The sequence below is a fragment of the Bacillus horti genome (assembly GCF_030813115.1).
Classification (GTDB): domain Bacteria; phylum Bacillota; class Bacilli; order Caldalkalibacillales; family JCM-10596; genus Bacillus_CH; species Bacillus_CH horti.
The window spans coordinates 21,904-45,162 of the sequence record NZ_JAUSTY010000001.1 but is presented as its reverse complement, the minus strand read 5'-3'; the positions used below and the strand labels follow the sequence as shown (position 1 = coordinate 45,162).

Genomic DNA, 23,259 nt, shown 5'->3' with positions numbered 1-23,259 from the left:
GATATTGCAAATCAGTTATCAAAACAACATGATCGAGGAGAGAAAACTAAGATTACCTTAAGGGGGAAAACAAATGCGTAAAAAGTCATTACTATTTTTCATTCTTATGCTGGCTGTAGTGGTTGCTCTGGCAGCCTGTGGAGGAAATTCTTCAGCTCCGGCAGATAGTGAGGATGGGGGACAAGATTCGGAAAATACGGATACGAATACGAATACGAATACGAATACCAGTGAATCCTCTGCTCCTAAAACTTTAATTTTCGCTCGTGGTGCAGACTCTACAAACCTTGATCCACCAACAACTACAGACGGTGAGGTTTCAAGGGTTACACGTCAGATTTTTGAATCCTTATTAGAATTTGCTGACGATTCCTTTGAAATTCAAGAAGGGCTAGCCCATGATTTTGAGATTTTAGATGATGGATTACGTTATCGCTTGCACCTACGTGAGGGAGTCACCTTCCACGATGGAACAGAATTTAACGCAGATGCTGTTATCTTCAACTTTGATCGCTGGTCTGACAAAAATCATGAGCATCATTATGCAGATTTAGGGTTTAACTACACCTATTATGGAAATGAGTTTGGTGGCTTTAAAGGTGACGAAGGACATATCATTGACGATATTGTAAGAGTCGATGAATTTACCATTGAGTTTGTTCTAAATAAAAAGAATGCTGGTTTCTTGAAAAAGCTTGCTATGTCTGCCTTTAGTATTGCTTCACCGCAAAGCTTTGCGGACTATGGATCAGACGTTATTGAAAATCCAGTTGGGACAGGACCGTTTGTCTTTAGGGATTGGAAGAAAAACGAATCAATTACGTTAGATAAGAACCCTAACTATTGGAAGCAAGGACAACCTATTCTAGATACGGTTATATTCCAAGTTATTCCTGATAACTCAGCGCGATTAACAGCGTTACGTTCAGGGGATATCGATTTGATGGATGGATTAAATCCAGATGATGTATCAAGTGTTGAATCAGATGCTAATTTAACATTATACGAGCGTTTACCAAATAATGTTGGATATCTTGGATTTAACACAGAGAAGGAGCCATTTACTGATCCAAAGGTACGTATTGCTTTAAATCACGCTGTAAATAAAGAAGCCTTAATAGTAGGGCTATACGGAAATTTAGCTGAAACAGCTAAGAATCCTCTACCACCAGGGTATCTAGGGTATAACGACTCTATTGAGGAGTATGCGTACGATCCAGAAAGAGCTAAGGAATTGCTGGCTGAAGCGGGATATCCGGATGGCTTTGAGTTTGATCTTTGGACAATGCCAGTTGCACGTCCTTATATGCCAGATCCACAAAAGGCTGCTGAAGCACTTCAGGCAGACTTCGCTAATGTTGGTTTGAAAGCTAATATTGTAACAAGAGAATGGGCTACGTATCAGGAGGAATTGGTTCAAGGTCTACAAGACGTATTTATGCTTGGTTGGTCAGGTACTAACGGTGATCCAGATTACTTTGTAAATAACCTTCTTAGTATTAGTGCCATTCCAGGTGGGAATAGAACATTCTATCGTAATGAAGTTGTTTCAGATCTGTTTACGCGGGCCATTGAAGAGATCGATGAGCAAGCGAGAGATGATATGTATCAAGAAGCTCTAGAAATTATTCATAATGAGGCTCCATGGATTCCACTTGTTCATAACAGACCTGTTTTAGCGAGTAGCAGTAATGTGCTGAACTATGTTCCTCATCCATCAACAAGTGAATCTTTAGCTAACGTTGATTTAGCAAATTGATTGTAGTAATCCCATATTAATGGGATGGAGAGAGTAAGAATATTTCGTATAGAAAGCAAGCAAAGAAAGTAGAAGGTTAGAGTGTTTTTAGATCTAATGACTCCAGTGATGGGAAGAAGGGTAGTAGAGCATTCCTCTCTACTACCCCCTTTTATACATAATAAATTATCTGTTTTGATATAGCTCATCGAAGAAATTGAGGTGGAATCATGTTAGCGTACACGGTAAGAAGGATTCTAATGCTCCTTCCTGTTTTATTTGGGATGACCATTATCACATTTGCCATTATTTATTTTATCCCTGGCAATCCAGCTCTGACCATTTTAGGAGATCAAGCTACACCTCAAGCGATCGAAGAATTTGAACAAAACCTAGGCCTAAATAAACCACTTTACGAACAATATGGTCTCTATGTGAAAGGTTTACTCCAAGGCGACCTAGGAGATTCTTTACGTTCAAGAAAAGCCATTGCCGAGGAAATAAAACCATTTATTGCGGCTACCGTCGAATTAACGATGTTTAGTATGCTGTTTGCCATTATTGTAGGAGTGAACGCGGGAATTATTAGTGCATGGAAACAGAATTCAATATTTGACTATGTCTGTATGATTATCGCTTTAATTGGTGTGTCTATGCCTATTTTTTGGCTAGGCTTAATGGAGCAGTGGGTTTTCGCTCAAGAGCTAGGCTGGTTGCCTGCATTCGGCCGAGAAAATGCTAGAGATCCAATTACTTCTGTCACCCATTTCAATTTAATAGATTCATTATTAAGTGGTAGGTTTGATCAATTTCAAGTGGCCTTAAAGCATTTAATCTTACCTGGAGTTGCTCTTGGAACGATTCCAATGGCCATCATTGCTCGTATGACTCGTTCAAGTATGCTTGAGGTTTTACGCTCAGACTATATCAGAACGGCAAAATCAAAAGGAGCTCATCAGTTCTTAGTTATCTATAAGCATGGGCTCAGAAATGCTATGATTCCTGTTCTTACTGTGGTGGGTTTACAAATGGGTTCTCTTTTAGGAGGAGCAATATTAACAGAGACGATCTTTGCCTGGCCTGGATTAGGTCGGTACATCTACGAGGCTATTATGTTTCGAGATTATCCTGTTATTCAGTCAGGTATTCTAGTTGTTGCGTTTATATTCGTTGTCATTAATCTGATTGTTGACCTGCTGTATTCCTATATCGATCCAAGGATTAACTATAAATAAGAGGTGATATTATGGCAACTGTACACATAGATCCAGCTTCCACTCCACAGCCTAAACAGGATATGGAAAAAGCCTCTTCACCTTGGAGAGATGCGTACCGCTCCTTAAAGAAAAATAAGCTTGCTCTTATAGGAGCCGGGATTATTCTATTTTTTGTCCTTGTGGCCATAACGGCTCCTTTGTTATCAAGCTATACGTATGATAAGCAGGAAATGGTTAATCGCCTTCAACCTCCGTCAAATGAACATTGGTTTGGGACAGACGATTTCGGGAGAGATATGTTTACTAGAATTGCATATGGAGCGAGGATATCCTTATGGGTTGGATTTGTAGCTGTTACTGGCGCAGCTCTTTTCGGGACGTTCTTAGGGCTACTAGCAGGTTATTTCGGACGGTGGACGGATATTTTTATCTCACGTATTTTTGATATTTTATTAGCTTTCCCAGGGATACTATTGGCTATTGCTATTGTAGCTATTCTAGGACCTTCTCTGGAGAATGCATTAATAGCCATTGCGATTGTTAATATACCTGTGTTTGGAAGGCTGGTACGATCAAAAGTACTAAGCATAAAGGAAGAGGAATTTATTATGGCAGCGAAAGCCCAAGGGATGCGCCATGGTCGAATCATCTTTCAACACATTCTCCCTAATAGCTTGGCTCCAATCATTGTACAGGCAACATTAGGATTCGGTACAGCTATTCTAGAAGCGGCTGCCTTAGGATTTTTGGGCTTAGGAGCACAGCCACCAACTCCTGAGTGGGGGAAAATGCTATCAGATTCAAGAGGGTTTATCCAAAATGCACCATGGACAGTGTTATTTCCGGGGATGTCTATCATGCTACTTGTCCTTGGATTTAACCTTATTGGGGATGGCTTGCGTGATGCATTAGATCCGAAAATGAAGAACTGATAGGTAATGATTCAATAAATGCTAAGCATCTCAATAATCACAATAAAGTGAAATGAGGTGCTTATTTTTTGTTTGAAAGCAGTACTAACATCACTTATTCTTTCCGTCGTTTTAAATACGAAATTGTTACAATACTAATAAAAAGATATAATATATTCGGTAAGTCTTTGTAAAACATATATTTAAATAACTTTAAAAAATTGTCATGGCACTTGCATTAGGAGATAAAATGTATTATATTAATTTATAATTGATCAATCAATAAATAAGTATAAATGAAATGGGTGTTAAATATGGCAAGACCTAAAAAGGGAAATCGTAAGGAAGATATTCTTGAAGCGGGATTAGAAGTATTTGCAATAAAAGGTTACTATAATACAACAACTGCACATATAGCAGAAAAAGCGGGTATATCACAGCCGTATGTATTTAAGTTTTTTAAAACAAAAGAAGAGCTATTTATCGCAGCCTTAGATCGTGCGTTTGATAGAATCATTCAAACTTTTAAAAATGTTGAGTCGAGCTCAGAACAACTCGTTAACAAGATGATTGAAGCTTATGAAGAACTGTCTGTATTACATCCAAATGAAATCGCTTTGCAGGTAATCGGAATTTCCATAACAGAAAAAGCTATACGGGAAGCTGCAAAGAATGGTCTGGCCCTTATAAGAAGTTACACTTTAGAGAGGTTTAGCTCAGCTGGAATAGAAAATGCCGAAAGAGAAGTAACTACTTTTCTAGCTAGAGGGATGTTATGTAATATCTCTTATTTCTTAGATTTCCCTGAACTTATTGATAAAAATAAATAATCAAATGAAATTGGTTATTTATTTAATTAATAATTATTGATTGATCAATAATTTATGGGGGTGAAAAGGTGAATTTAAAAAGTTTTGATTAGTAATAGGAGGAACGAATACAATCGATGTTTTACCTATTAATTATTGATTAATCAATAATTAATACTGGTCAAGTTATTGTTTTCAGCATTACCGGATAATATTGAAATTAATTAATCACTTAACTTTGTAGTAGTGAAAATACAACTGAAAAATTGAGAGGAGTCAATCTTATGAACCATTTAATTGTGTATGCTCATCCACGAAAAGAAAGCTTTAATCATGCCATTCTGGAAGCTACCATCCGAGGCCTTCGCCAAAAGGGACACGAATATGTAGTGCGCGATTTGTACGAGATGGAGTTTCAACCCGTCGTCAGCAGCAGTGAAATTTTGGGTGGCATTGGCGAGGAAATTGAACAGGAGCATAATTATCTGAAGTGGGCAGACGTCATCATTTTCATCTATCCGATCTGGTGGACCGGACTGCCTGCAATCGTCAAAGGCTATATTGACCGTGTCTTTACTTATGGGTTTGCCTACCGTTACGTGAATGGCGAACAAATGGGAATGCTGAAAGGCAAAAAAGCCTTAATCTTCAACACGCAAGGAAAATCGCATGCCCAATATGCGGCCATCGGCATGGATAAGGCGCTATTATTGACTTCTGACACTGGTATATTTGAATACTGCGGCATAGAAGTGCTGCAACATGTATTTTTCGAGTCTGTACCGAGCTCCGACAAGGAGACGCGTACAGCTTGGCTGGATCAAATCGAGGCGATGGTAAGTCAATTATAAGTGATATCTTTATTATTTGTTATTATATTCGGTATATTAATAATTTTATATCACTGATATTTGTAGGTCTCTTCAATCTCAATTAACAATAAAAGAGTACAAATGAAATCTGATTTAGAATATTATTTATTTAATGTTAAAAACTACGAAGAAGCAGATATTAAAAAGCTATATATATCGCATCAATGGTTTAAGGCAGGAGCATACCATGGGATTGTTGTCTTTAAAGATGAACCATCTAGTAAATATATCTATGCTTATAATAGAAATAAAGAAATTTATCAACAAGGTGGATCTAGTTTAGGGGAACATTATGAGTAGATAAGATAAGAGATTAAATCTGTGAAAAATTGGCGATGCTAGATGAGCTAACATCGTTTCTTCCTTAAGTAACTCCTAATGAGCATGGAGGAATACGTTGTTGAAACAGATATAAGAATGGCGATTGCAGAACTCATAAACAAGCCCCCGTTCAATAAAGTTTCATTATGGCAACAAATAGGATACACTTCTCAATTATTCTATGCTGATGGTGACTTTATGTGAGTATGTAGACAAGCCCGTTTTTGTAAAAATTGTTGATCTGTTAATGCCAGCCAATGCCATCAAGATTTATATATTAAATAAAGCCAAGGACCTATTTAAAAGTAAATAGACCCTTGGCTTTATTAGTTTAATCCGATTTCATTGCTACAAGAGATTTCCTTTGGAGCAATAGTTCACTTATTATTTTCTTAGATAAGCAATACCATCAGGATGTATTCCTGCATCAATCCGATCTTCTTCTTTTAATGTGTGCATGTTAATAACAGAGATGTCATCTGTTTTATTATTGGCTACGTATGCATAGGAGCCCTCAGGGTTAAACACCGTTCCGCCTGGCCACACCCCAACTCGAATTCGTTTGACCTCCCAAGGCCGAATCTGACCGTTAATCTGCTGCTCTGTTTCAATAATAGATAGATCACCAGATTCACGATTTGGAATAAGAGCATATTTGCCATCAGGTGAAAAAACAAGACGAACAGGGCAAGCACCTATACGGCGTTTAAACAATACTTCAAAGCTATCCTTATCTATGACATATAGGTTGTTGTCATCCTGATTTGCCACATATAAATGCTGTCCATTAGGATGTACAGCAACACCTTCTGGCCCTTTTCCTACAGGAAAATGAGCTTTATTTATTTTCTTCTTCCTCATTCTCATCCTCTGATGACTCAACATTATAATCTTCTTCACTTAACGCCAGCTTTAAATCATCCCTAATACTCTTCTCCCACATTGGAACCCGAGAATGATACGCGGCACGAGTGACTAAATGTGTAGCTACTGGCGCTGTTAAAAAGACGAAGACAATCCCTAGAAGCACCTTAGCACTAATATTATCCTCAATGAGCCAGAAGAACAGAAAGACGGCTGTAAGGATACAGAGAATTCCTAACGTTGCACTCTTGGCCGCTGCATGTGAACGGGTGTAAATGTCAGGCAAACGAATCAGACCAAACGCACTCAAAACACTTAAAATAGCTCCAATTAATATCAGAATAGCAATAATCCATGTACTAATCTCGTTTACGTTCAATGACTACACCCCTTTCGATATATTTTGAAAAGGCGACTGTTCCAATAAACGCAAGGATACCAATCAACAGGATGATTTCAAAAAATGCCTGTGTTTTTAGATGAATGGAAAGGAGAGCCACTAGACCGATTATATTAATCCCAATTGTATCCAAGGCAATGATACGATCTGGCATCGAAGGTCCTTTAATGACTCTGAATAGGCAGGCAAGGACAGAGATCGCTAAAAGGATCATAGATACAACGACAATAGTTTCTAGCATTATTTACGGCTCACCTCCATAATCTTTCTTTCGAACTTCTCTTTAATCAGAGTGACGGTAACTTCCGCTTTAGGAACGTCCATAGCATGGATATATAGAATATTTCTCTGAGGAGAAATTTCTAGTGTAACGGTTCCAGGTGTAAGGGCAATCAACAAGGATAAAATGGTGATCTCCCATTCTGTATCCAGCTCGGTATGCAGAGTAAAGATTCCCGGTTGAATATTGAGCTTAGGGCTAACGACATGCTTTAGTACATCATAGCTTGAAACAACGAGCTCTGTAAAAAAGAGCAACAAGATCCGAATGATAAAATATAGCTTTCTAACGTAAAAGCTATATGGAATAAAGCGTCGAAGGAAATAGATACACACGAGTCCTATAAGATACCCGATAGTAAAGCCCTGGTAACTCCAGTTATTCGTCAGGAACATCCAAACAAAAGCTAGTATAAGGTTTAATATAATCTGAAAGGACATGCTTATCTACTCCTTTAACTGAATCGCATCAATATAGATAGAAGGATCCATTAATGTTTCAGCCGCTTGCCATACGAATGGAAGAATAGCTTCAGCACCAAGCCCAATGGCCATTGAAAGTAAAAGCAAGAAAGCACACGGTGCGACTAGACCTTTTAAAGAGAACGTTTCCTCACTGCTTGTCGCCATCTTCGACTCGCTCCAATACGCATTAAGGAAGATCTTAACGATGGAGTAAAGAATTAGTAAGCTTGTCACTAGGCTGACGATAACAAACCAGAAGAATATTCCCGTTGCTTCGCTTGCTTCAAGTCCTCCCTGAACAATTAACAGCTTCCCAATAAATCCACTGAGTGGGGGAACACCTGCTAGAGCAAGTGCAGAAACAAGGACCATCCAGCCAATGAGTGGGTATTGCTTCATTAGTCCACCCATCTTTTTTAGCTGACTTGTACCTGCAATGGCAATGGTTAATCCACCCAAAAGGAAGAGGAGGGCTTTAATGACCATATCATGAATTAAATAAAAGATTGCTCCAGCAAGAGATGTCGTAGAGAAGAATGCTAGTCCCAAAATAATAAACCCAACAGCTGCGACAACGTTATAGGCAAGGATTTTCCGTACGTCTGAGGAGCCAACTGCTCCTATCACGCCCATAATAATGGTTACGACTGCTAACCAACCGAGGAGCATATGAGTAATCCCTGCTTCATGATAGAAGATGATCGTGAAAACACGGATAAGTGCATAAATCCCAACTTTAGTTAATAAGGCGCTAAATAAAGCGGCAATAGGTGTAGGAGGTGCACTGTACGCTCCAGGAAGCCAGAAATATAAGAATAAGGCAGCTTTAAGACTGAAAACAATCATCAGAAGAATAGATACTAAAGTTAATAGTGGCCCCTGTCCAGCTTCGGCAATTCGTTCAGAAAGGTGAGCAATATTTAGTGTTCCTGTGATGGCATAGAGATACGCAATAGAAGCAACAAACAAGGCTGAAGAGATAATGTTAATGAGCAAATATTTAATGGATTCTCTTAGCTGACGTTTCGTACCTCCAATCGAAATTAACACGTAGGAAGCCAATAGCATAACCTCAAAGCAAACAAACAAGTTAAACAGATCACCTGTTAAGAAGGACCCACATACACCAACAATTTGAAATTGAAATATAGGGTAAAAGTAAAACTTTTCTCTTGCCTCCCCAATCGAACGGAAGGCAAACCATAGACAAGCTAAGGCAACAATAGCTGTAGCTGCTACAAGTAGTACAGCAAGCATATCTGCTACAAAAACAATCCCATAAGGAGGAACCCAGCCTCCAAATCGTAGCGTCTGGATACCGTACGTGTTTACCTCATAAATCAGATAAAAGGAAACCCCTGCTACCAAAAGAAGCGATAGTGTACTTAATGCTCTTTGTAGCTTAATTTGATTCCTAAAAAACAATAGGATAATACCGGTTAACAAAGGAATAAGGATAGGTAAAACAACTATATTATTCATTTTCAGTGCCCCTTAATTGATCCATATCATCTGTTCCAAGCTCCTTATAGGCACGATAAGCAAGTACCAAGAAGAAGGCTGTTACTCCAAAGCTGATAACAATAGCTGTCAATATTAAAGCTTGAGGTAGTGGGTCTACATAGCTATCAGCCTCTAATCCTAATAATGGTGGAGCACCTGTTTTCAGTCCAGCCATCGTCAGCAAGAGTAAATGTACCCCATGGCTGAGTAAAAGAGTTCCTAAGATAATGCGAATAAGACTTTTAGATAAAATCAGATAGACGGCGGTAGTAAATAGAACACCGACTAGTAGAGCCATTAAAATTTCCATTAGCCTTGATCCCCCCCAATCGCTAGAGTGGTCGTCATCGTCGAACCAACTACAGCAAGGTAGACGCCAAGATCAAAGATCAAAGCTGTAGCCAGCTCCGTATTTTCCCCTAGAATAGGTAGATCAAAGTAATCATACGTCTGACTCAGAAAAGGCTCTCCAAAAATGAAGCTTCCCGCCCCAAAGACAGTGGCAATAAGTAGCCCTGTTGCAGTTACGAGCTTAAAATCAATCGGGACGACTTTACGCATGGTTTCCAAATCAAATGCTAGATAAAGGAGGACTAATGAAGCAGCTGTAAGCAATCCTCCAATGAACCCACCGCCCGGATTATTATGTCCATTGAAAAAGATATACACGGCAAACGTTAAAATAATGAAGGAAATGAGCTTTGTAACAGTTTGCAGCATGACATCATTATATCGTATCATTTTCAGATTCCTCCTTTGCCAGACGAAGCTTAATGAGCGTATAGACCCCGATGGATACCATGGCCAGAACTAAAATTTCTAAGAACGTATCAAAGCCACGGAAATCTACAAGTAGTACGTTCACTATATTTTTACCGCCAGCTTCTTTATAGCTGTTTTCGATAAAGTAACTAGAGATAGCAGGAAACAGTCTTTCTGCGTGAGCTGAAAGAGCGATTAACGTCATTATTATTCCTACACCTAAGGATATTACTAAATTCGTTAACCTAAAAGGAATCCGATTAACCTCTTTACGTAGCTTCGGTAAATGATAAAAGCAAAGCAAGAATAAGGCCACCGAAATTGTTTCTACTACGATTTGAGTCAAAGCTAGATCAGGAGCGCGGAATATAGCAAATAGCAAGGAAACAGTAAATCCAGCTACTCCGGCAAAAATAAGAGCGGTTATTCTTGAACGAGAGAACACCGTACCAATCGCCGCAATAGCAATTGTCAGTACAATGATAAATTCTGTAACACTAATATCAGCCGTGTTCGCTAAGCTGAAGGAGAACGCATCAAGGAAGAAAAATGCTCCTCCTAAAACTAAAACAATGAAAGCAAAAATATACACTAGGTAATCACGGATAAAGCCTGTCATATGGAAATCAGTGATAGCCTTAGAGCCTCTTTCGATGCCCTTTAAGCCCATGTCATAAACACTGCTAAGCGTAAAGCGTTTAGGGAACCATTGATACAGCCTTCCCCATTGGTTGAAGCTCAGATACATAAGTGTACCTAGCCCTACTACACCGATCGTCATATATAATTCTGGTGTCCAGCCGTGCCAATGCTCAATTTTAACTGTGAATTGTTCTGTCCCTTGAAGCAGGCTTGGCAGCACAGCAGCCATCGCTGGTTGGATGATGGTATAAGAAAGTAGGTTAGGAAATAACCCGAAAACCAACACTAATGAACCTAATATAATAGGAGGAATAAGCATCCCGATAGATGGCTCATGAATTTTTCTTGAAGGAACATCAAGCTTATAGGTTCCCGTAAACGTACGGAAAACCAAAATCATACTATAGATAAAGGTAAATACACTAGCAATTCAAGCCACAATAGGGAAGAGCATCCCCCACGTCTCGATATTCCATATTCCAGCTTCTGTAATATTTAGTACTCCAGTAAAGAACAGCTCCTTACTCAAAAATCCATTGAAAGGAGGAAGTCCAGCCATAGAAAAAGCTCCAATTACAGCTAGAGTAAAGGAGATAGGCATCAAGGTAATTAAACCACCAAGCCTACGATAATCCCTCGTCCCTGTCTCGTGGTCAACTATACCGACGACCATAAATAAAGTTCCTTTGAAGGTTGAATGATTAAATAAATGGAAGATCGCAGCTAAGGTTGCAGTCGTATAAATCGTGGATGCGTCCCCATAGCCGAAACGTACAGCTGCTGAGCCTACTCCTAACAAGCACATAATGAGTCCTAATTGGCTAATCGTTGAATACGCTAATAAAGCCTTCAAATCCGTTTGCTTAACGGCGAAGAAAGAGCCCCAGAACAGGGTGACAATTCCAAAGATAGATAATATCCAAAACCATTCTGAAGTTCCAGCAAACACTGGACTTAAGCGGGCAACAAGGTAAATTCCAGCCTTAACCATCGTCGCAGAATGTAGGTATGCACTGACAGGCGTTGGTGCCTCCATCGCATCAGGTAGCCAAATATGGAACGGGAATTGAGCAGACTTTGTAAACGTTCCAAGTAAAATAAGGAGCATGGCTGGAAGGAACAATGCATGATCCGTAATCTGATCCGCCTGTCCAATAATTTCACGAATACTAAATGTCCCTGTCATGACATATAGCATAACAAATCCACCAAGCATCATGAATCCACCGAACATTGTAATCAGCATAGATTTCAATGCACCGTAACGTGAGCGTTCACGCTGATACCAGTAAGCAATTAATAAAAAGGAGGAAAGACTAGTTAATTCCCAAAAGACATAAAGCACAGCTAAGTTATCGGAAAGAACTACACCTAGCATAGCTCCCATAAACATCAAGAGGTATACGTAGAAGGAATTTAGTGCTTCCTTCTCCTTTGACAAGTAGAAAATAGAATAAAGAACAACAAGTGCACCGATCCCTGTAATCAATAAACCAAATAATAGCCCTAAACCATCTATATACACATTAAAATATATATTCAATGAAGGAATCCAAGGAATCGTTTCTTGGATAGGTGTACCACCTTGAACAGTAGGTATAAACTGTATTAAATAAGCAAAGAGGAGAGTAGGAAGGATAAGAACAAACCAACCTGTATGAATAGAGCGTAAATACTTAAAAAGGAATGGAACAATAATAGCTAATAAAAAGGGTGCTAATATAACAAAGTGTAAGAGCGTCAAAAGTAATCCTCCTTTATCAATCATAACCGTCACTTCTAGTTCCCTAACCATTTAACACTTTTTTTAATGGAAAAAACAAGAAATAAAAAGAAATCCGCACATGAATCCTTATGCTTTACTATTGTATAAAAAATCACAGATAATATCAAAGCTTGTGCTTTATATTTTTAAGATATTTTCAATGAATAATTAAACTCCAAACATGGAAGGCTGTTAATGAACAGAAATTGGAGTTGATTGAGTTGTTAAACCTTAGAGGGAAAGCCATAATTAGCTTGTTAATTTTCGTCCTTTTATTTCTTGGTACGTGGATTCTTAACGATTGGTGGGTACCAAATGATAAGGCACGCAGAGATTCTCTTGAGAACAGAATTCGTCCCTTTCAGCTTGAGGAGCGTCACCCCCGGTATGATGACGAGCCATTTCAGCCAAGAGAGTACATCCGCATATACCCAAGATAAAAAACATCCAATGAATATTGGGTGTTTTTTCATATAAAACTTGTTAAAATAGAAGGACTAGATGAACTAATACAATCATACCATCCTCCTAATTGAATAAAAATGAATTTTTTAATCTACAGAACAAAATAGAAAATAGGCCAAGCTTGAAATAGAAAATGAGCAAATGAGGTGAGATTACCTACATGTTGAAACAATTGTTGCCGGACATGCATGCACACTCAATTTATGAGATTGATTTAGATGAATTGAAAGAAAGAGGAGTTAAAGGTATCATTACAGATCTAGATAATACGCTGATTGAATGGGATCGACCTGGAGCAACTCCTGAATTAATCAAATGGTTTGAAAAAGTTGAGGAAAAGGGCTTTAAGCTTGTTATCGTATCTAATAATAACAAAAAGAGAGTTTCATTATTTGCCGATCCTCTTAATATCCCATTTGTATTTAGCGCGCGGAAGCCTTTTAATAAAGCTTTTAAAAGAGCACAGCAAATGATGGAGCTTAAACCAACAGAGGTTGTTGTAATAGGAGATCAGTTGTTTACAGATGTTTTAGGAGGCAACCGATTAAAGCTATATACGATTCTAGTAGTTCCTGTCGCTTCTAGTGATGGGATTTTTACGCGTTTTAATCGTCGGATGGAGCGTATGGCTTTGTCCTTTATGCGAAAAAGAGGAATGATTACTTGGGAAGATTAGGAGGCTTTAGATAACATAATGGTTAATAGTGAAGAAAATGTACAGGAAAAAAGCTGTTCAGGCTGTGGGGTAAAACTGCAAACACAAGACAAAGAAAAGGCAGGCTATGTACCAAAATCTGCCCTAGCTAAGGATCGGATTATTTGTCAGCGCTGCTTTAAAATCACCCACTATAGCGAAGTTTCTCCTGTGGAGCTGACTGACGAAGACTATTTAAGGATTTTACACAGTATTGGGGATTCTAGAGCGTTGGTTGTAAAGATAGTAGATATGTTCGATTTTAATGGGAGCTGGATAACTGGTATTCAAAGGTTCGTTGGAAACAACCCTATTCTAGTTGTGGGAAATAAAGTGGATTTACTGCCGAAAAATATGAACCTTAACCGGATGAAGAATTGGCTTCAGCATTCCGTTAAAGAGATGGGACTTAAGCCTTTAGATGTATTGTTTTGTAGTGCTGAAAAAGGAATGCTTATTGAGGAGCTTCTGCAAACAATTGATCACTATCGTAAAAAGCAAAATGTCTATATTGTAGGAGCAACAAACGTCGGGAAAACAACGCTAATCAACCAAATTCTGAAAAAAGTAGGTGTGCAGGATAATGAGTTACTGACAGCTTCAAGGTTTCCTGGTACAACCTTAGATCTAATTGAGATTCCTTTTGAAGATGGAAGTGCTCTCTATGATACGCCAGGGATCATTAACAGGCATCAAATGGCTCATTATATTTCTACTGAGGAGCTTAAAACGGTATCACCTAGTAAACCAATCAAGCCAAAGGTTTTTCAGCTTGATGAGCAGCAGACGTTATTTTTCGGCGGTCTCTCCCGGTTAGATTTTGTTCAGGGTGATCACCAGTCCTTCGTTTGTTATGTGTCTAATCTAGTGACCATTCATAGAACGAAGCTGGAGAAAGCGGACGAGCTATATAGCAATCATCTAGGTGGACTTTTAAGCCCGCCAGGAGAAAATCAGTTAAGTACGTGGCCTAAGATGAAGAAGCACAGCTTCAAAATTAAAGCAGAGCCTACTGACATTGTTTTCTCAGGTTTGGGCTGGGTTACGCTTAAAGGCAGTGGGGCTTATGTAGAAGCTCATGCTCCAGAGGGTGTGACTGTAACCGTACGCAAGGCATTAATATAGAAATAATTAACTTTAGAGATAATATCAATAACTCCAAAGATAGAAGGTGTATATCGTTGATTGGACAAGGACAAGGCAAGCTTTTCGGACTGATGGCACATCCTGTGCATCATAGTCTTTCTCCTCTGATGCATAATGCCGCTTATAAAGCTCTTGGAATAGGGCATCAGTATCAAGCGTTTGATATTGCACCTGAACAGCTTGGAAAGGCAATAGCTGCAATAAGAACATTAGGAATTGGTGGGGTAAATGTTTCAATTCCGCACAAGGAAAAAGTGATTGAATTTCTTGATGAAATAGATGATGAAGCAAAAGTTATCGGAGCAGTTAATACAATCGTGAGGCAAGAGGATGGAAGGCTTAAAGGCTATAATACTGATGGAGAAGGGTATGTCCGCTCCTTACTTGCAGAAACTAAAGTAGAGCTTCCTACAGCTTCAATCCTGCTGTTAGGAGCAGGAGGTGCAGCTAAAGGAATCGGCATTTATTTATTAAAAATGGGTGCCCAAAAAATAACGATTGCTAATCGTACTTTAGCAAAAGCTGAGGAATTACAAAAGCAACTTGAAGCTTATAGCGGTTCCCCTCATATTCATACATTATCATTAGAAGAGCTCGATGAAACGAAGCTTGGTGAATTTACGTTAATTATTCATACGACCCCAACAGGAATGTGGCCAAATATTGAGCAAGTTCCCCTTTCGCTGAAGGGAATTAGACCAGCAACAATTGTAAGTGATATTGTCTATAATCCATTACATACTGCTTTTTTGAAACAGGCAGAGAGTGAGGGGGCAATTATTCATGAGGGTTTGGGAATGTTTTTATACCAAGGAGCCTTGGCCTTCGAGCGTTTTACAGGTCTTGAAGCTCCTATTGAAGTGATGAAAAAAGAAGTAGTAGAACAATTACAGCTAGGAGGAAAGCAATAAATGTTAACGGGAAAACAAAAGAGGTATTTAAGATCATTAGCCCATCATCTTAACCCTATTTTTCAAGTAGGTAAAGCGGGGGTCAATGACAATCTAATTATCCAAATTAGAGAAGCTTTAGAGGCGAGAGAATTAATTAAAGTGTCTATCCTACAAAATTGTGACCAGGATAAGGATGAAGTGGCAGAGGAATTGTCAAAAGGTGCAGACGCAGAGCTTGTTCAAATCATCGGCAAAACAATTGTGCTGTACAAGGAATCTGAGGAAAATAAAGAAATATCTCTACCGTAACCTATTCGAGATCTTAATCGTATCTAAAAGAGGATATAGATCAACGTAACGGGGGAGTTTTCTAGTGCAACAATTAAAAAAATGGCAGCAATCAAAAAATGTTCAAGAAAACCAAAAAAAGAAAGTTGGCTTACTAGGAGGGACATTTGATCCCATCCACTCTACCCATTTGTATGTAGCAAATGTGGTACGAGAGACGTGTTCACTTGATGAAATCTGGTTTGTCCCAGCAAAGCTGCCTCCTCATAAGCAAGATGAGCAGGTCAGTTCAGCCGATGAGCGGATTGAAATGGTTAGGTTAGCTATTCAAGATATTGCAGGCTTTAAGCTAAGTCTGGTTGAGCATGAAGTTGAAGGACCGTCGTACACGTTTCAAACGGTCTCAACCTTACAGGAGAGCTATCCTGACCATGTTTTTTCCTTTGTTATTGGTGCTGATATGGTGGAATATTTACCTAAATGGTATCGCATTGAGGAATTGGTTGAGATGATTCCATTTATCGGAGTGGGTAGACCGGGATGGAGTCTTGCTCCTGAGCATCCTTACCGATCCTATGTAAGTAAGGTAGAAACAGTGCCATCCCACATCTCATCCACACTAATTCGGGAATTGAAGGGAAAAGGGCAAAGCATTCGTTTTCTAGTCCCTGAGGCTGTCTATCGGTATATAGAGGAGAAACAATTGTATGGTAAAGAAATTTGATCAGTGGACTAAGGAAGAAATGCTTCAAGCTGTAAAGGATCAAATGCCAGAGAAGAGGTACATCCATACTCTTGGTGTTGTCCAAGCAGCGAAGGAGCTTGCTGGTAGATATGGTGTAGATCCATATGAAGCTGAAATTGCAGCGATATTTCATGATTATGCTAAGTTTAGAGATGAATCTGAAATGGTAAAGATAATTAAACATACAGCTGATATCCCCAATGATTTATTAGATTATCACAAAGAATTGTGGCATGCTCCTGTTGGGGCTCAGCTTGTTCAAAAAGAAATAGGAATTGAGCATAAGGATATATTAAATGCTATTCGTTTTCATACGACAGGGAGACCTGGAATGTCCTTGCTCGAGAAAGTCGTCTGCCTTGCAGATTATATTGAACCAGGAAGAAAGTTTATAGGATTAGAAGAAGTGAGAGAGCTTGCGTTAAAAGATATAGATCGTGCTCTAGCCTTAGCGTTAAGCAATACGATTCAGTTTTTGCAGCAACAAGGGCAAGAGGTCTATCCTTTAACAATTTCTGCTTATGAGTTTTTAAGGGTTGGGTTAGGGCACACTAATGGGAAAAAGGGGGAACGTTTAGACGATGAATGTAAATGAAGTATTATCTATGGTGATTCACGCAACTGAAGAAAAAAAAGGACATGACCCAGTGATATTGAACATCCAGGGGCTTTCAGTGGTGGCTGATTACTTTGTGATCTGCCATGGTAACTCGGAAACACAGGTGCAATCCATTGCTAAAGAAATTAGAGAGAAGGCGTTTGAGCTTGGCCTCGATCCAAAACCTATGGAGGGCTTTGATGAGGCTAGATGGGTACTGCTCGATTTAGGAGATGTTGTCGCTCATATTTTCCACCGAGAGGAAAGAGAGTACTACCATCTTGAAAAACTTTGGACAGATGCCGAACGAATTGAGGTGGAAAACGTTCGATGACCACTCTTCAAGCAGGAACTTTTGAGGAATTACAAGTTACACGTCAGGCTGATTTTGGATATTTCCTAACCAATGGTTATGAGGATGTCTTGCTTCACCAGTCTGAAGTCGATGGTGCTATTGAAGTGGATCAGAATGTGCGCGTTTTCTTATATCATGATCATCAAAATCGTTTAGCTGCTACAATGACCGAGCCTAAAATAGAGCTTGGTCAGAAAAAGTGGCTTAACGTGATCGATACAAGCTCTAAAAACGGTGTTTATTTAGATATGGGACTAAAGAGAGATCTTTTGCTTCCATATTCTGAGTGTCCACCATCTAGAGATGAATGGCCAGTAGAAAATGATGAGTTATATGTTTATCTCACTCATGATAAACAGGGGAGAATGCTAGCCAAGCTTGTACCAACCGAAACGATTTTGTCTGAAGCCAAAGCTGGCCAGGCAGAGCTGCTTAATACCAAGCTTACAGGAAGAGTGTATAAACAGTTTCCTGACGGTGCTTTTCTTCTGAGTGAGAAGGGGCATGTTATCTTTTTACCTCGAACAGAAATTAGAGGTGAGCTTAGACTTGGTCAACAACTTACAGTACGGATCACGTTTGTTCGTGAGGATGGCCGGATGAATGCTTCCCTTAAGGAATCTAAGGAAAAGGCAATGACTGATGACAGCCAAACAATCTTAGATTATTTAGAGCAGCGAGGAGGCTCCATGCCTTACCATGACAAAACCCCGCCTGATGTGATTCAGCAGAAGCTTGGTATGAGTAAAGCTGCTTTTAAAAGAGCGTTAGGAAAACTGATGAAGGAGCGCAAAATCGTACAAAAGGACGGCTGGACTCAGTTGCTCAGCTCAAAGGAGTAAAGAACATGACCTATGCACGCTTTGCTTACGTATATGATGAGCTGATGCAGGACGCTCCTTACGACAATTGGCTAGAGCTGATGGAAAAGCACAAGAGTGAAGTCCAGCCCTCTATGCAATCGATTCTTGATCTAGGATGTGGAACGGGTACTCTAACCGTGGAGCTTGGAAAAAAAGGTTTTCAGCTAATCGGACTGGACAACTCTGCTGATATGCTAGTGTTAGCTTCTGAAAAAAGCAGAGATGCCAGAGTACCCATTCAATGGCTAGAGCAAGATATGCGTGAGATTGAATTAGTTGAAAAGGTAGATACAATTGTTTGCTTTTGTGACTCTCTTAATTACATAACTTCTGAAGAAGATGTACAAGCTGTATTTCAATCCGTATCAGCTAACCTTAAAGAAGAAGGTTATTTTATATTTGACGTCCATTCCCTGTTTAAAATGAGAGAGATATTTGGTGATCATACTTTTGCTTCCGCTGAGGATAAAACATCACTCATTTGGCAATGCTTTTGGGAGGAAGAGGAGTATCTCATAGAGCATCAGCTCACCTTTTTCCATCAAACAGAAGAGTTGTTGTATGAGAGATTCGATGAAACTCATGTTCAAAAGGCTTATGAGATAGAAGATTTATGTACATGGCTAAGTGAGGCAGGCTTTAAGATAGCCTCAATTTCAGCAGATTTTGAATATCAAGAGCCTCAAGAGAAAAGTGAACGAATTATAATAACAGCACAAAAAAGAGAAAAAAATGTCAGTAAAGGTTGACATATATCCTTACCATTGCATATAATCTAAATTAAATTTAATATTTGTTTTTCTCCCATAGACATAAGACTGAGATCAGGAGTAGTAGCTTTGCTTTTACTTTCAGAGAGCTGACGGTTGGTGCAAGTCAGTAGTAAAGTGAGTGAACTCGCCTTGTGAGTCTGTAGAGATGAAGGAGTAGTAATCTCTACCGTTTTCCGCGATAAGGATAATGAAGATCATTCCTGTAGCTTACGGGTGTACAGCTTGAAACACTAAAGTGAGTGTATAGGAATGGATTAGGGTGGTACCGCGGGACCATATGATTACGTAATTAACCTCTCGCCCCTAGCTATAAAGAGCTGAGGGTGGGAGGTTTTTATATTTTTCATTATTAAGCTTTATTTAAAAGAATTTGTTTAATCTAAAGAACTTTATTTAAAAGAAGGGGGCTGTCACATGGGCAAAACATTTACTGGCTATAATGCTCAAGCGATAGAGAAAAAATGGCAGGGATACTGGGAAGAAAATAAAACATTTAAAACGGAAGAGGATGCAGATAAAGAAAAGTTCTATGTCCTAGATATGTTTCCGTATCCTTCAGGAGCTGGCTTACATGTTGGACATCCTGAGGGTCAGACGGCAACAGATATTATTGCTCGTTATAAAAGAATGCAGGGCTATAATGTCCTTCATCCGATGGGCTGGGATGCGTTTGGTTTGCCAGCTGAGCAGCATGCTATTGATACCGGAGAGCATCCAAGAGACATTACGAAAAAGAATATTGATAATTTTAGAAGACAAATTAAGGCGTTAGGTTTTTCCTATGATTGGGATCGAGAGTTTAGTACAACAGATCCAGATTATTACAAATGGACACAATGGATTTTTATTCAGTTATACAAAAAGGGTCTAGCGTATGTCGCGGAGGTTCCCGTCAATTGGTGTCCAGCTCTAGGTACAGTATTAGCAAATGAAGAGATTATTGATGGAAAAAGTGAACGTGGTGGTCATCCCGTTATTCGTAAGCCAATGCGTCAATGGATGCTTAAAATTACAGAGTATGCAGATCGGTTGCTAGAGGATTTAGAGGAGCTTGATTGGTCTGAAAGCATTAAGGATATGCAGCGTAACTGGATTGGACGCTCTGAAGGGGCTGAGGTGATTTTTGAGATAGACGGTCATGAGGAACATATAGAGGTCTTCACAACTCGTCCTGATACCCTTTTTGGAGCAACCTATTGTGTTTTAGCTCCAGAGCATCCACTTGTAGAGAAAATGACTACAGCGGCTTATGAGCAACAGGTTAAAGACTATCAAGAAAAAGCAGCTCGAAAAAGTGATCTAGAACGAACAGATCTAGCTAAAGGCAAAACGGGTGTATTTACAGGGGCTTATGCCATTAACCCAGTAAATCAGCAAAAGGTTCCTATTTGGGTCGCGGATTACGTATTGGTTAGCTATGGGACAGGTGCGATCATGGCTGTACCAGGTCATGATCAGCGTGACCATGAATTTGCCAAGCAATTTGAGCTTCCGATTATTGAGGTAGTTCAAGGTGGGGAAGATATTCAAGCCGAAGCGTACACAGGTGATGGTGAGCATGTAAACTCCGATTTCCTAGATGGCTTCCGTAACGAAGAAGCGGTTAGTAAAATGATTGAGTGGCTTGAGAAATCAGGTAAAGGAACGAAAAAAATCAGCTATCGTTTGAGAGATTGGCTGTTTAGTAGACAGCGCTATTGGGGAGAGCCTATACCTATCTTGCATCTAGAGGACGGAACGATTAAACCAATCCCTGAATCTGAGCTTCCGCTCATCCTACCAGAAATTGACCAAATTAAGCCTTCTGGAACAGGGGAATCCCCACTGGCAAACGTAACCGATTGGGTGAACACAATTGACCCTGAAACGGGCATGAAGGCACGCAGAGAAACAAATACAATGCCTCAATGGGCAGGGAGCTGCTGGTATTATTTAAGGTTTATTGATCCGAAAAATGATCAGGAGCTTTGCTCTAAAGAGAAGCAAGAAAAATGGCTTCCTGTTGATGTCTATATAGGTGGTGCTGAGCACGCCGTATTGCATTTGCTTTATGCTCGTTTTTGGCATAAGGTCCTATATGACCTAGGAATAGTCTCCACGAAGGAACCATTCCAAAAGCTAGTTAATCAGGGAATGATTCTTGGGGAAAATAACGAAAAAATGAGTAAATCAAAAGGCAATGTTGTAAACCCAGATGATATTATTGCATCTCATGGTGCAGATACACTTAGAATCTATGAGATGTTTATGGGGCCATTGGAAGCTACAAAGCCTTGGAGTATGACAGGTGTAGATGGAGCTCATCGTTTCCTTAGCCGGATTTGGAGATTAGTTGTAACAGATCAGGGTGAATTGTCTTCAAGCATTAAGGATGTGGAAGCAACAGAAGAATTTACACGTGTTTGGCATCAAACGATTAAAAAGGTTACAGAAGACATTGAGCATCTCCGATTTAATACAGCTATTAGCCAAATGATGGTGTTTATTAATGAAGCGTATAAGCTAGCGGAAATTCCAAAAGCAAGCCTTATCGATTTTACCAAGCTTCTAGTTCCATTTGCTCCTCACATTGCTGAAGAATTAGCTTTTGTACTTGGAAAGTCTGATACTTTAGCGTATCAAGCTTGGCCAGAATATGACGAAAGCAAGCTAGTTGAGGATGAGGTTGAAATCGTGGTCCAAATTAACGGTAAGATTAAAGCTAGATTAAAGGTTTCTGCTACTTTGGACAAAGAAGCTTTGGAACAATTTGCTTTAGAGCATGAAGAAGTAAAGAGTCAGCTAGACGGGAAAAGTGTCCGTAAAATCGTTGCGGTGCCAGGTAAGCTGGTGAATATCGTAGCGAACTAAAAAATTCTAAAAAAAAGTATAGACAAAAAGGATTTTCAAATAAACTATAGAATATATAAAACAGCTTAGAAGGAATGCTCTCTAAGCTGTTCTTTTTTAGTTCTTACCACTATCGAAGCTCCTCGGCCTCGTACTCTGAAAACATGTCGATCACTTGCTGACGGTCTTCATCAAACTTCCTGTGTGTCTCCTGAAATAGTTTATCAAAGACTCCTGAGAGCTCTTTTTCAAGCACCCCTAGCCCTGCTCCTGTAACTCCACCAGGTACACACACTCTCTCTTGCAAACTTTGAAGGGTAAACTTACCTTGCTTAAATAACTCCCCTAGTCCAACAATCATATTTGTTGTTAGTGTAGTAGCTTGTTCCCGTGATATCCCAGTTTTTCTTACAGCACCTTCAATCATTTCTTGTAGCATAAAACTTAGAAATGCCGGACCACAGCTCGCAATGTCCGAGGAAACCCTAGTCCAATGTTCTTCTATCCAAACTGGTCTGCTAATCCCACTCATCAGCTCCTGAAGATATTGCTTATCCTCCTCAGTACATCTAGAACCCGCAATGATTAAAGAGGCACCCTTCCCAACGGAATTCGTAATACTTGGAATAATCTTGGCTATCTTGGCTTCAAGTGCCTGCTCAAGCTCTTCGATTTGAATAGGACTAGTAATGGAAACGATTAATTGACGATCATGGATAAATGGCGCAATTTCATCTACAACCTGCTTAAATTCTAGTGGCTTAACACAGAGAAAAATAACATCCGCTCGTTGGGCAACTCTTATATTCGTAGGGTAAGCATGGAGACCTGTATAAATCTGGGCCAATTCCTTCACCTTGCTGAAGGTTCGATTTGCAGCATGAATATGCGAAGGAGCTAGTACCCTTGCTTGGATAAAAGCCTCAATAAGAATAGTTCCCATACTCCCCGTTCCAATAAAGCCAATTTGCATAATAATCCCCCAATCGGTGTTTATATCTATTCTTATGTGTATGCTAGGCATTTGACTACATCTTTTTCGAAAAATGATATTGAATAAGG

25 protein-coding genes, 1 pseudogene and 1 other annotated feature are annotated in these 23,259 nt (G+C 39.5%); of the genes and pseudogenes, 17 read left to right on the top strand and 9 right to left on the bottom strand.

Annotation, left to right across the window (positions count from 1 at the left end):
* The first annotated feature begins 73 nt into the window (after nt 1–73).
* From J2S11_RS00245 to J2S11_RS00220, 6 genes are all read left to right on the top strand, one after another.
* Complete coding sequence (locus tag J2S11_RS00245) at nt 74–1,759, top strand: ABC transporter substrate-binding protein (RefSeq protein WP_307389336.1); 1,686 nt, start codon at nt 74–76, stop codon at nt 1,757–1,759.
* 209 nt (nt 1,760–1,968) lie between these two features.
* Nucleotides 1,969–2,973: an ABC transporter permease gene (locus J2S11_RS00240; RefSeq protein ID WP_307389333.1), complete on the top strand. Its 1,005-nt coding sequence runs from the start codon at nt 1,969–1,971 to the stop codon at nt 2,971–2,973.
* An 11-nt stretch (nt 2,974–2,984) separates the two neighbouring features.
* Nucleotides 2,985–3,887 carry a nickel transporter permease gene (gene nikC / locus J2S11_RS00235; RefSeq protein WP_307389331.1) on the top strand — a complete coding sequence of 301 codons (903 nt, stop codon included), beginning with the start codon at nt 2,985–2,987 and terminating at the stop codon, nt 3,885–3,887.
* 293 nt (nt 3,888–4,180) lie between these two features.
* Entirely contained in the window at nt 4,181–4,696 is a 516-nt protein-coding gene (locus J2S11_RS00230) for a TetR/AcrR family transcriptional regulator (RefSeq protein ID WP_307389330.1), read from the top strand.
* Between the two features lie 263 nt (nt 4,697–4,959).
* Nucleotides 4,960–5,526 carry an NAD(P)H-dependent oxidoreductase gene (locus J2S11_RS00225; RefSeq protein ID WP_307389328.1) on the top strand — a complete coding sequence of 189 codons (567 nt, stop codon included), beginning with the start codon at nt 4,960–4,962 and terminating at the stop codon, nt 5,524–5,526.
* Nucleotides 5,527–5,628: 102 nt separating this feature from the next.
* Nucleotides 5,629–5,847 (top strand): DUF3139 domain-containing protein, encoded by a 219-nt coding sequence (locus J2S11_RS00220; RefSeq protein ID WP_307389325.1) that lies wholly within the window; start codon nt 5,629–5,631, stop codon nt 5,845–5,847.
* A 405-nt stretch (nt 5,848–6,252) separates the two neighbouring features.
* Here J2S11_RS00220 and J2S11_RS00215 read toward each other — a convergent pair whose 3' ends face one another.
* From J2S11_RS00215 to J2S11_RS00180, 8 genes and pseudogenes are all read right to left on the bottom strand, one after another.
* Nucleotides 6,253–6,729 carry a YncE family protein gene (locus tag J2S11_RS00215; RefSeq protein ID WP_307389323.1) on the bottom strand — a complete coding sequence of 159 codons (477 nt, stop codon included), beginning with the start codon at nt 6,727–6,729 and terminating at the stop codon, nt 6,253–6,255.
* Nucleotides 6,707–7,111 (bottom strand): monovalent cation/H(+) antiporter subunit G, encoded by a 405-nt coding sequence (gene mnhG, locus J2S11_RS00210; protein ID WP_307389322.1) that lies wholly within the window; start codon nt 7,109–7,111, stop codon nt 6,707–6,709. The genes J2S11_RS00215 and mnhG overlap by 23 nt, the downstream gene beginning before the upstream one ends.
* A complete protein-coding gene (locus J2S11_RS00205) occupies nt 7,092–7,373 on the bottom strand; it encodes a Na(+)/H(+) antiporter subunit F1 (protein WP_307389319.1) in 282 nt (93 codons plus the stop codon). The genes mnhG and J2S11_RS00205 overlap by 20 nt, the downstream gene beginning before the upstream one ends.
* Nucleotides 7,373–7,852 (bottom strand): Na+/H+ antiporter subunit E, encoded by a 480-nt coding sequence (locus J2S11_RS00200; RefSeq protein ID WP_307389318.1) that lies wholly within the window; start codon nt 7,850–7,852, stop codon nt 7,373–7,375. The genes J2S11_RS00205 and J2S11_RS00200 overlap by 1 nt, the downstream gene beginning before the upstream one ends.
* A 6-nt stretch (nt 7,853–7,858) precedes the next feature.
* Nucleotides 7,859–9,358 (bottom strand): Na+/H+ antiporter subunit D, encoded by a 1,500-nt coding sequence (locus J2S11_RS00195; protein WP_307389315.1) that lies wholly within the window; start codon nt 9,356–9,358, stop codon nt 7,859–7,861.
* Entirely contained in the window at nt 9,351–9,689 is a 339-nt protein-coding gene (locus J2S11_RS00190) for a Na(+)/H(+) antiporter subunit C (RefSeq protein ID WP_307389312.1), read from the bottom strand. The genes J2S11_RS00195 and J2S11_RS00190 overlap by 8 nt, the downstream gene beginning before the upstream one ends.
* Nucleotides 9,689–10,120: a Na(+)/H(+) antiporter subunit B gene (locus tag J2S11_RS00185; RefSeq protein ID WP_307389309.1), complete on the bottom strand. Its 432-nt coding sequence runs from the start codon at nt 10,118–10,120 to the stop codon at nt 9,689–9,691. Before J2S11_RS00185 ends, J2S11_RS00190 begins: the two co-directional genes overlap by 1 nt.
* Nucleotides 10,107–12,527 (bottom strand): annotated as a pseudogene (locus J2S11_RS00180) (Na+/H+ antiporter subunit A). Before J2S11_RS00180 ends, J2S11_RS00185 begins: the two are co-directional and overlap by 14 nt.
* A gap of 242 nt (nt 12,528–12,769) precedes the next feature.
* Between J2S11_RS00180 and J2S11_RS00175 the strand changes: the two are divergent.
* From J2S11_RS00175 to leuS, 11 genes are all read left to right on the top strand, one after another.
* Nucleotides 12,770–12,988, top strand: coding sequence for a hypothetical protein (locus J2S11_RS00175; RefSeq protein ID WP_307389307.1), 219 nt, complete (start codon nt 12,770–12,772; stop codon nt 12,986–12,988).
* Between the two features lie 185 nt (nt 12,989–13,173).
* Nucleotides 13,174–13,689 carry a YqeG family HAD IIIA-type phosphatase gene (locus J2S11_RS00170; RefSeq protein ID WP_307389304.1) on the top strand — a complete coding sequence of 172 codons (516 nt, stop codon included), beginning with the start codon at nt 13,174–13,176 and terminating at the stop codon, nt 13,687–13,689.
* Between the two features lie 18 nt (nt 13,690–13,707).
* Nucleotides 13,708–14,832, top strand: a complete 1,125-nt coding sequence (yqeH, locus tag J2S11_RS00165) for a ribosome biogenesis GTPase YqeH (RefSeq protein WP_307389302.1) — start codon at nt 13,708–13,710, stop codon at nt 14,830–14,832.
* Between the two features lie 56 nt (nt 14,833–14,888).
* Nucleotides 14,889–15,764 carry a shikimate dehydrogenase gene (aroE, locus tag J2S11_RS00160; RefSeq protein WP_370875406.1) on the top strand — a complete coding sequence of 292 codons (876 nt, stop codon included), beginning with the start codon at nt 14,889–14,891 and terminating at the stop codon, nt 15,762–15,764.
* Nucleotides 15,765–16,055, top strand: a complete 291-nt coding sequence (gene yhbY / locus J2S11_RS00155) for a ribosome assembly RNA-binding protein YhbY (RefSeq protein WP_307389299.1) — start codon at nt 15,765–15,767, stop codon at nt 16,053–16,055.
* A 64-nt stretch (nt 16,056–16,119) separates the two neighbouring features.
* On the top strand, nt 16,120–16,758 hold the full coding sequence (locus tag J2S11_RS00150) for a nicotinate-nucleotide adenylyltransferase (protein ID WP_307389296.1): 639 nt from the start codon (nt 16,120–16,122) through the stop codon (nt 16,756–16,758).
* Nucleotides 16,742–17,374, top strand: a complete 633-nt coding sequence (gene yqeK, locus J2S11_RS00145; RefSeq protein ID WP_307389293.1) for a bis(5'-nucleosyl)-tetraphosphatase (symmetrical) YqeK — start codon at nt 16,742–16,744, stop codon at nt 17,372–17,374. Before J2S11_RS00150 ends, yqeK begins: the two co-directional genes overlap by 17 nt.
* Nucleotides 17,361–17,711, top strand: a complete 351-nt coding sequence (gene rsfS, locus J2S11_RS00140) for a ribosome silencing factor (protein ID WP_307389290.1) — start codon at nt 17,361–17,363, stop codon at nt 17,709–17,711. The genes yqeK and rsfS overlap by 14 nt, the downstream gene beginning before the upstream one ends.
* Nucleotides 17,708–18,574, top strand: a complete 867-nt coding sequence (locus J2S11_RS00135; RefSeq protein ID WP_307389287.1) for a CvfB family protein — start codon at nt 17,708–17,710, stop codon at nt 18,572–18,574. The genes rsfS and J2S11_RS00135 overlap by 4 nt, the downstream gene beginning before the upstream one ends.
* A 5-nt stretch (nt 18,575–18,579) precedes the next feature.
* A complete protein-coding gene (locus J2S11_RS00130; protein WP_307389286.1) occupies nt 18,580–19,344 on the top strand; it encodes a class I SAM-dependent DNA methyltransferase in 765 nt (254 codons plus the stop codon).
* Nucleotides 19,345–19,406: 62 nt separating this feature from the next.
* Nucleotides 19,407–19,676: a binding site (T-box leader), on the top strand.
* Nucleotides 19,677–19,782: 106 nt separating this feature from the next.
* Complete coding sequence (gene leuS, locus J2S11_RS00125; protein WP_307389284.1) at nt 19,783–22,218, top strand: leucine--tRNA ligase; 2,436 nt, start codon at nt 19,783–19,785, stop codon at nt 22,216–22,218.
* 109 nt (nt 22,219–22,327) lie between these two features.
* On the opposite strand, the gene comER is transcribed toward leuS, so the two are convergent.
* Nucleotides 22,328–23,170: a late competence protein ComER gene (comER, locus tag J2S11_RS00120; protein WP_307389280.1), complete on the bottom strand. Its 843-nt coding sequence runs from the start codon at nt 23,168–23,170 to the stop codon at nt 22,328–22,330.
* Between the last annotated feature and the right edge of the window lie 89 nt (nt 23,171–23,259).

Bases quoted from the DNA above. Each gene is read 5' to 3' on its own strand.
- J2S11_RS00245 (WP_307389336.1), top strand. From the start codon at position 74: ATGCGTAAAAAGTCATTACTATTTTTCATTCTTATGCTGGCTGTAGTG.
- J2S11_RS00240 (WP_307389333.1), top strand. From the start codon at position 1,969: ATGTTAGCGTACACGGTAAGAAGGATTCTAATGCTCCTTCCTGTTTTA.
- nikC (WP_307389331.1), top strand. From the start codon at position 2,985: ATGGCAACTGTACACATAGATCCAGCTTCCACTCCACAGCCTAAACAG.
- J2S11_RS00230 (WP_307389330.1), top strand. From the start codon at position 4,181: ATGGCAAGACCTAAAAAGGGAAATCGTAAGGAAGATATTCTTGAAGCG.
- J2S11_RS00225 (WP_307389328.1), top strand. From the start codon at position 4,960: ATGAACCATTTAATTGTGTATGCTCATCCACGAAAAGAAAGCTTTAAT.
- J2S11_RS00220 (WP_307389325.1), top strand. From the start codon at position 5,629: ATGAAATCTGATTTAGAATATTATTTATTTAATGTTAAAAACTACGAA.
- J2S11_RS00215 (WP_307389323.1), bottom strand. From the start codon at position 6,729: ATGAGGAAGAAGAAAATAAATAAAGCTCATTTTCCTGTAGGAAAAGGG.
- J2S11_RS00205 (WP_307389319.1), bottom strand. From the start codon at position 7,373: ATGCTAGAAACTATTGTCGTTGTATCTATGATCCTTTTAGCGATCTCT.
- J2S11_RS00200 (WP_307389318.1), bottom strand. From the start codon at position 7,852: ATGTCCTTTCAGATTATATTAAACCTTATACTAGCTTTTGTTTGGATG.
- J2S11_RS00195 (WP_307389315.1), bottom strand. From the start codon at position 9,358: ATGAATAATATAGTTGTTTTACCTATCCTTATTCCTTTGTTAACCGGT.
- J2S11_RS00190 (WP_307389312.1), bottom strand. From the start codon at position 9,689: ATGGAAATTTTAATGGCTCTACTAGTCGGTGTTCTATTTACTACCGCC.
- J2S11_RS00185 (WP_307389309.1), bottom strand. From the start codon at position 10,120: ATGATACGATATAATGATGTCATGCTGCAAACTGTTACAAAGCTCATT.
- J2S11_RS00170 (WP_307389304.1), top strand. From the start codon at position 13,174: ATGTTGAAACAATTGTTGCCGGACATGCATGCACACTCAATTTATGAG.
- yqeH (WP_307389302.1), top strand. From the start codon at position 13,708: ATGGTTAATAGTGAAGAAAATGTACAGGAAAAAAGCTGTTCAGGCTGT.
- yhbY (WP_307389299.1), top strand. From the start codon at position 15,765: ATGTTAACGGGAAAACAAAAGAGGTATTTAAGATCATTAGCCCATCAT.
- yqeK (WP_307389293.1), top strand. From the start codon at position 16,742: ATGGTAAAGAAATTTGATCAGTGGACTAAGGAAGAAATGCTTCAAGCT.
- rsfS (WP_307389290.1), top strand. From the start codon at position 17,361: ATGAATGTAAATGAAGTATTATCTATGGTGATTCACGCAACTGAAGAA.
- J2S11_RS00135 (WP_307389287.1), top strand. From the start codon at position 17,708: ATGACCACTCTTCAAGCAGGAACTTTTGAGGAATTACAAGTTACACGT.
- J2S11_RS00130 (WP_307389286.1), top strand. From the start codon at position 18,580: ATGACCTATGCACGCTTTGCTTACGTATATGATGAGCTGATGCAGGAC.
- leuS (WP_307389284.1), top strand. From the start codon at position 19,783: ATGGGCAAAACATTTACTGGCTATAATGCTCAAGCGATAGAGAAAAAA.
- comER (WP_307389280.1), bottom strand. From the start codon at position 23,170: ATGCAAATTGGCTTTATTGGAACGGGGAGTATGGGAACTATTCTTATT.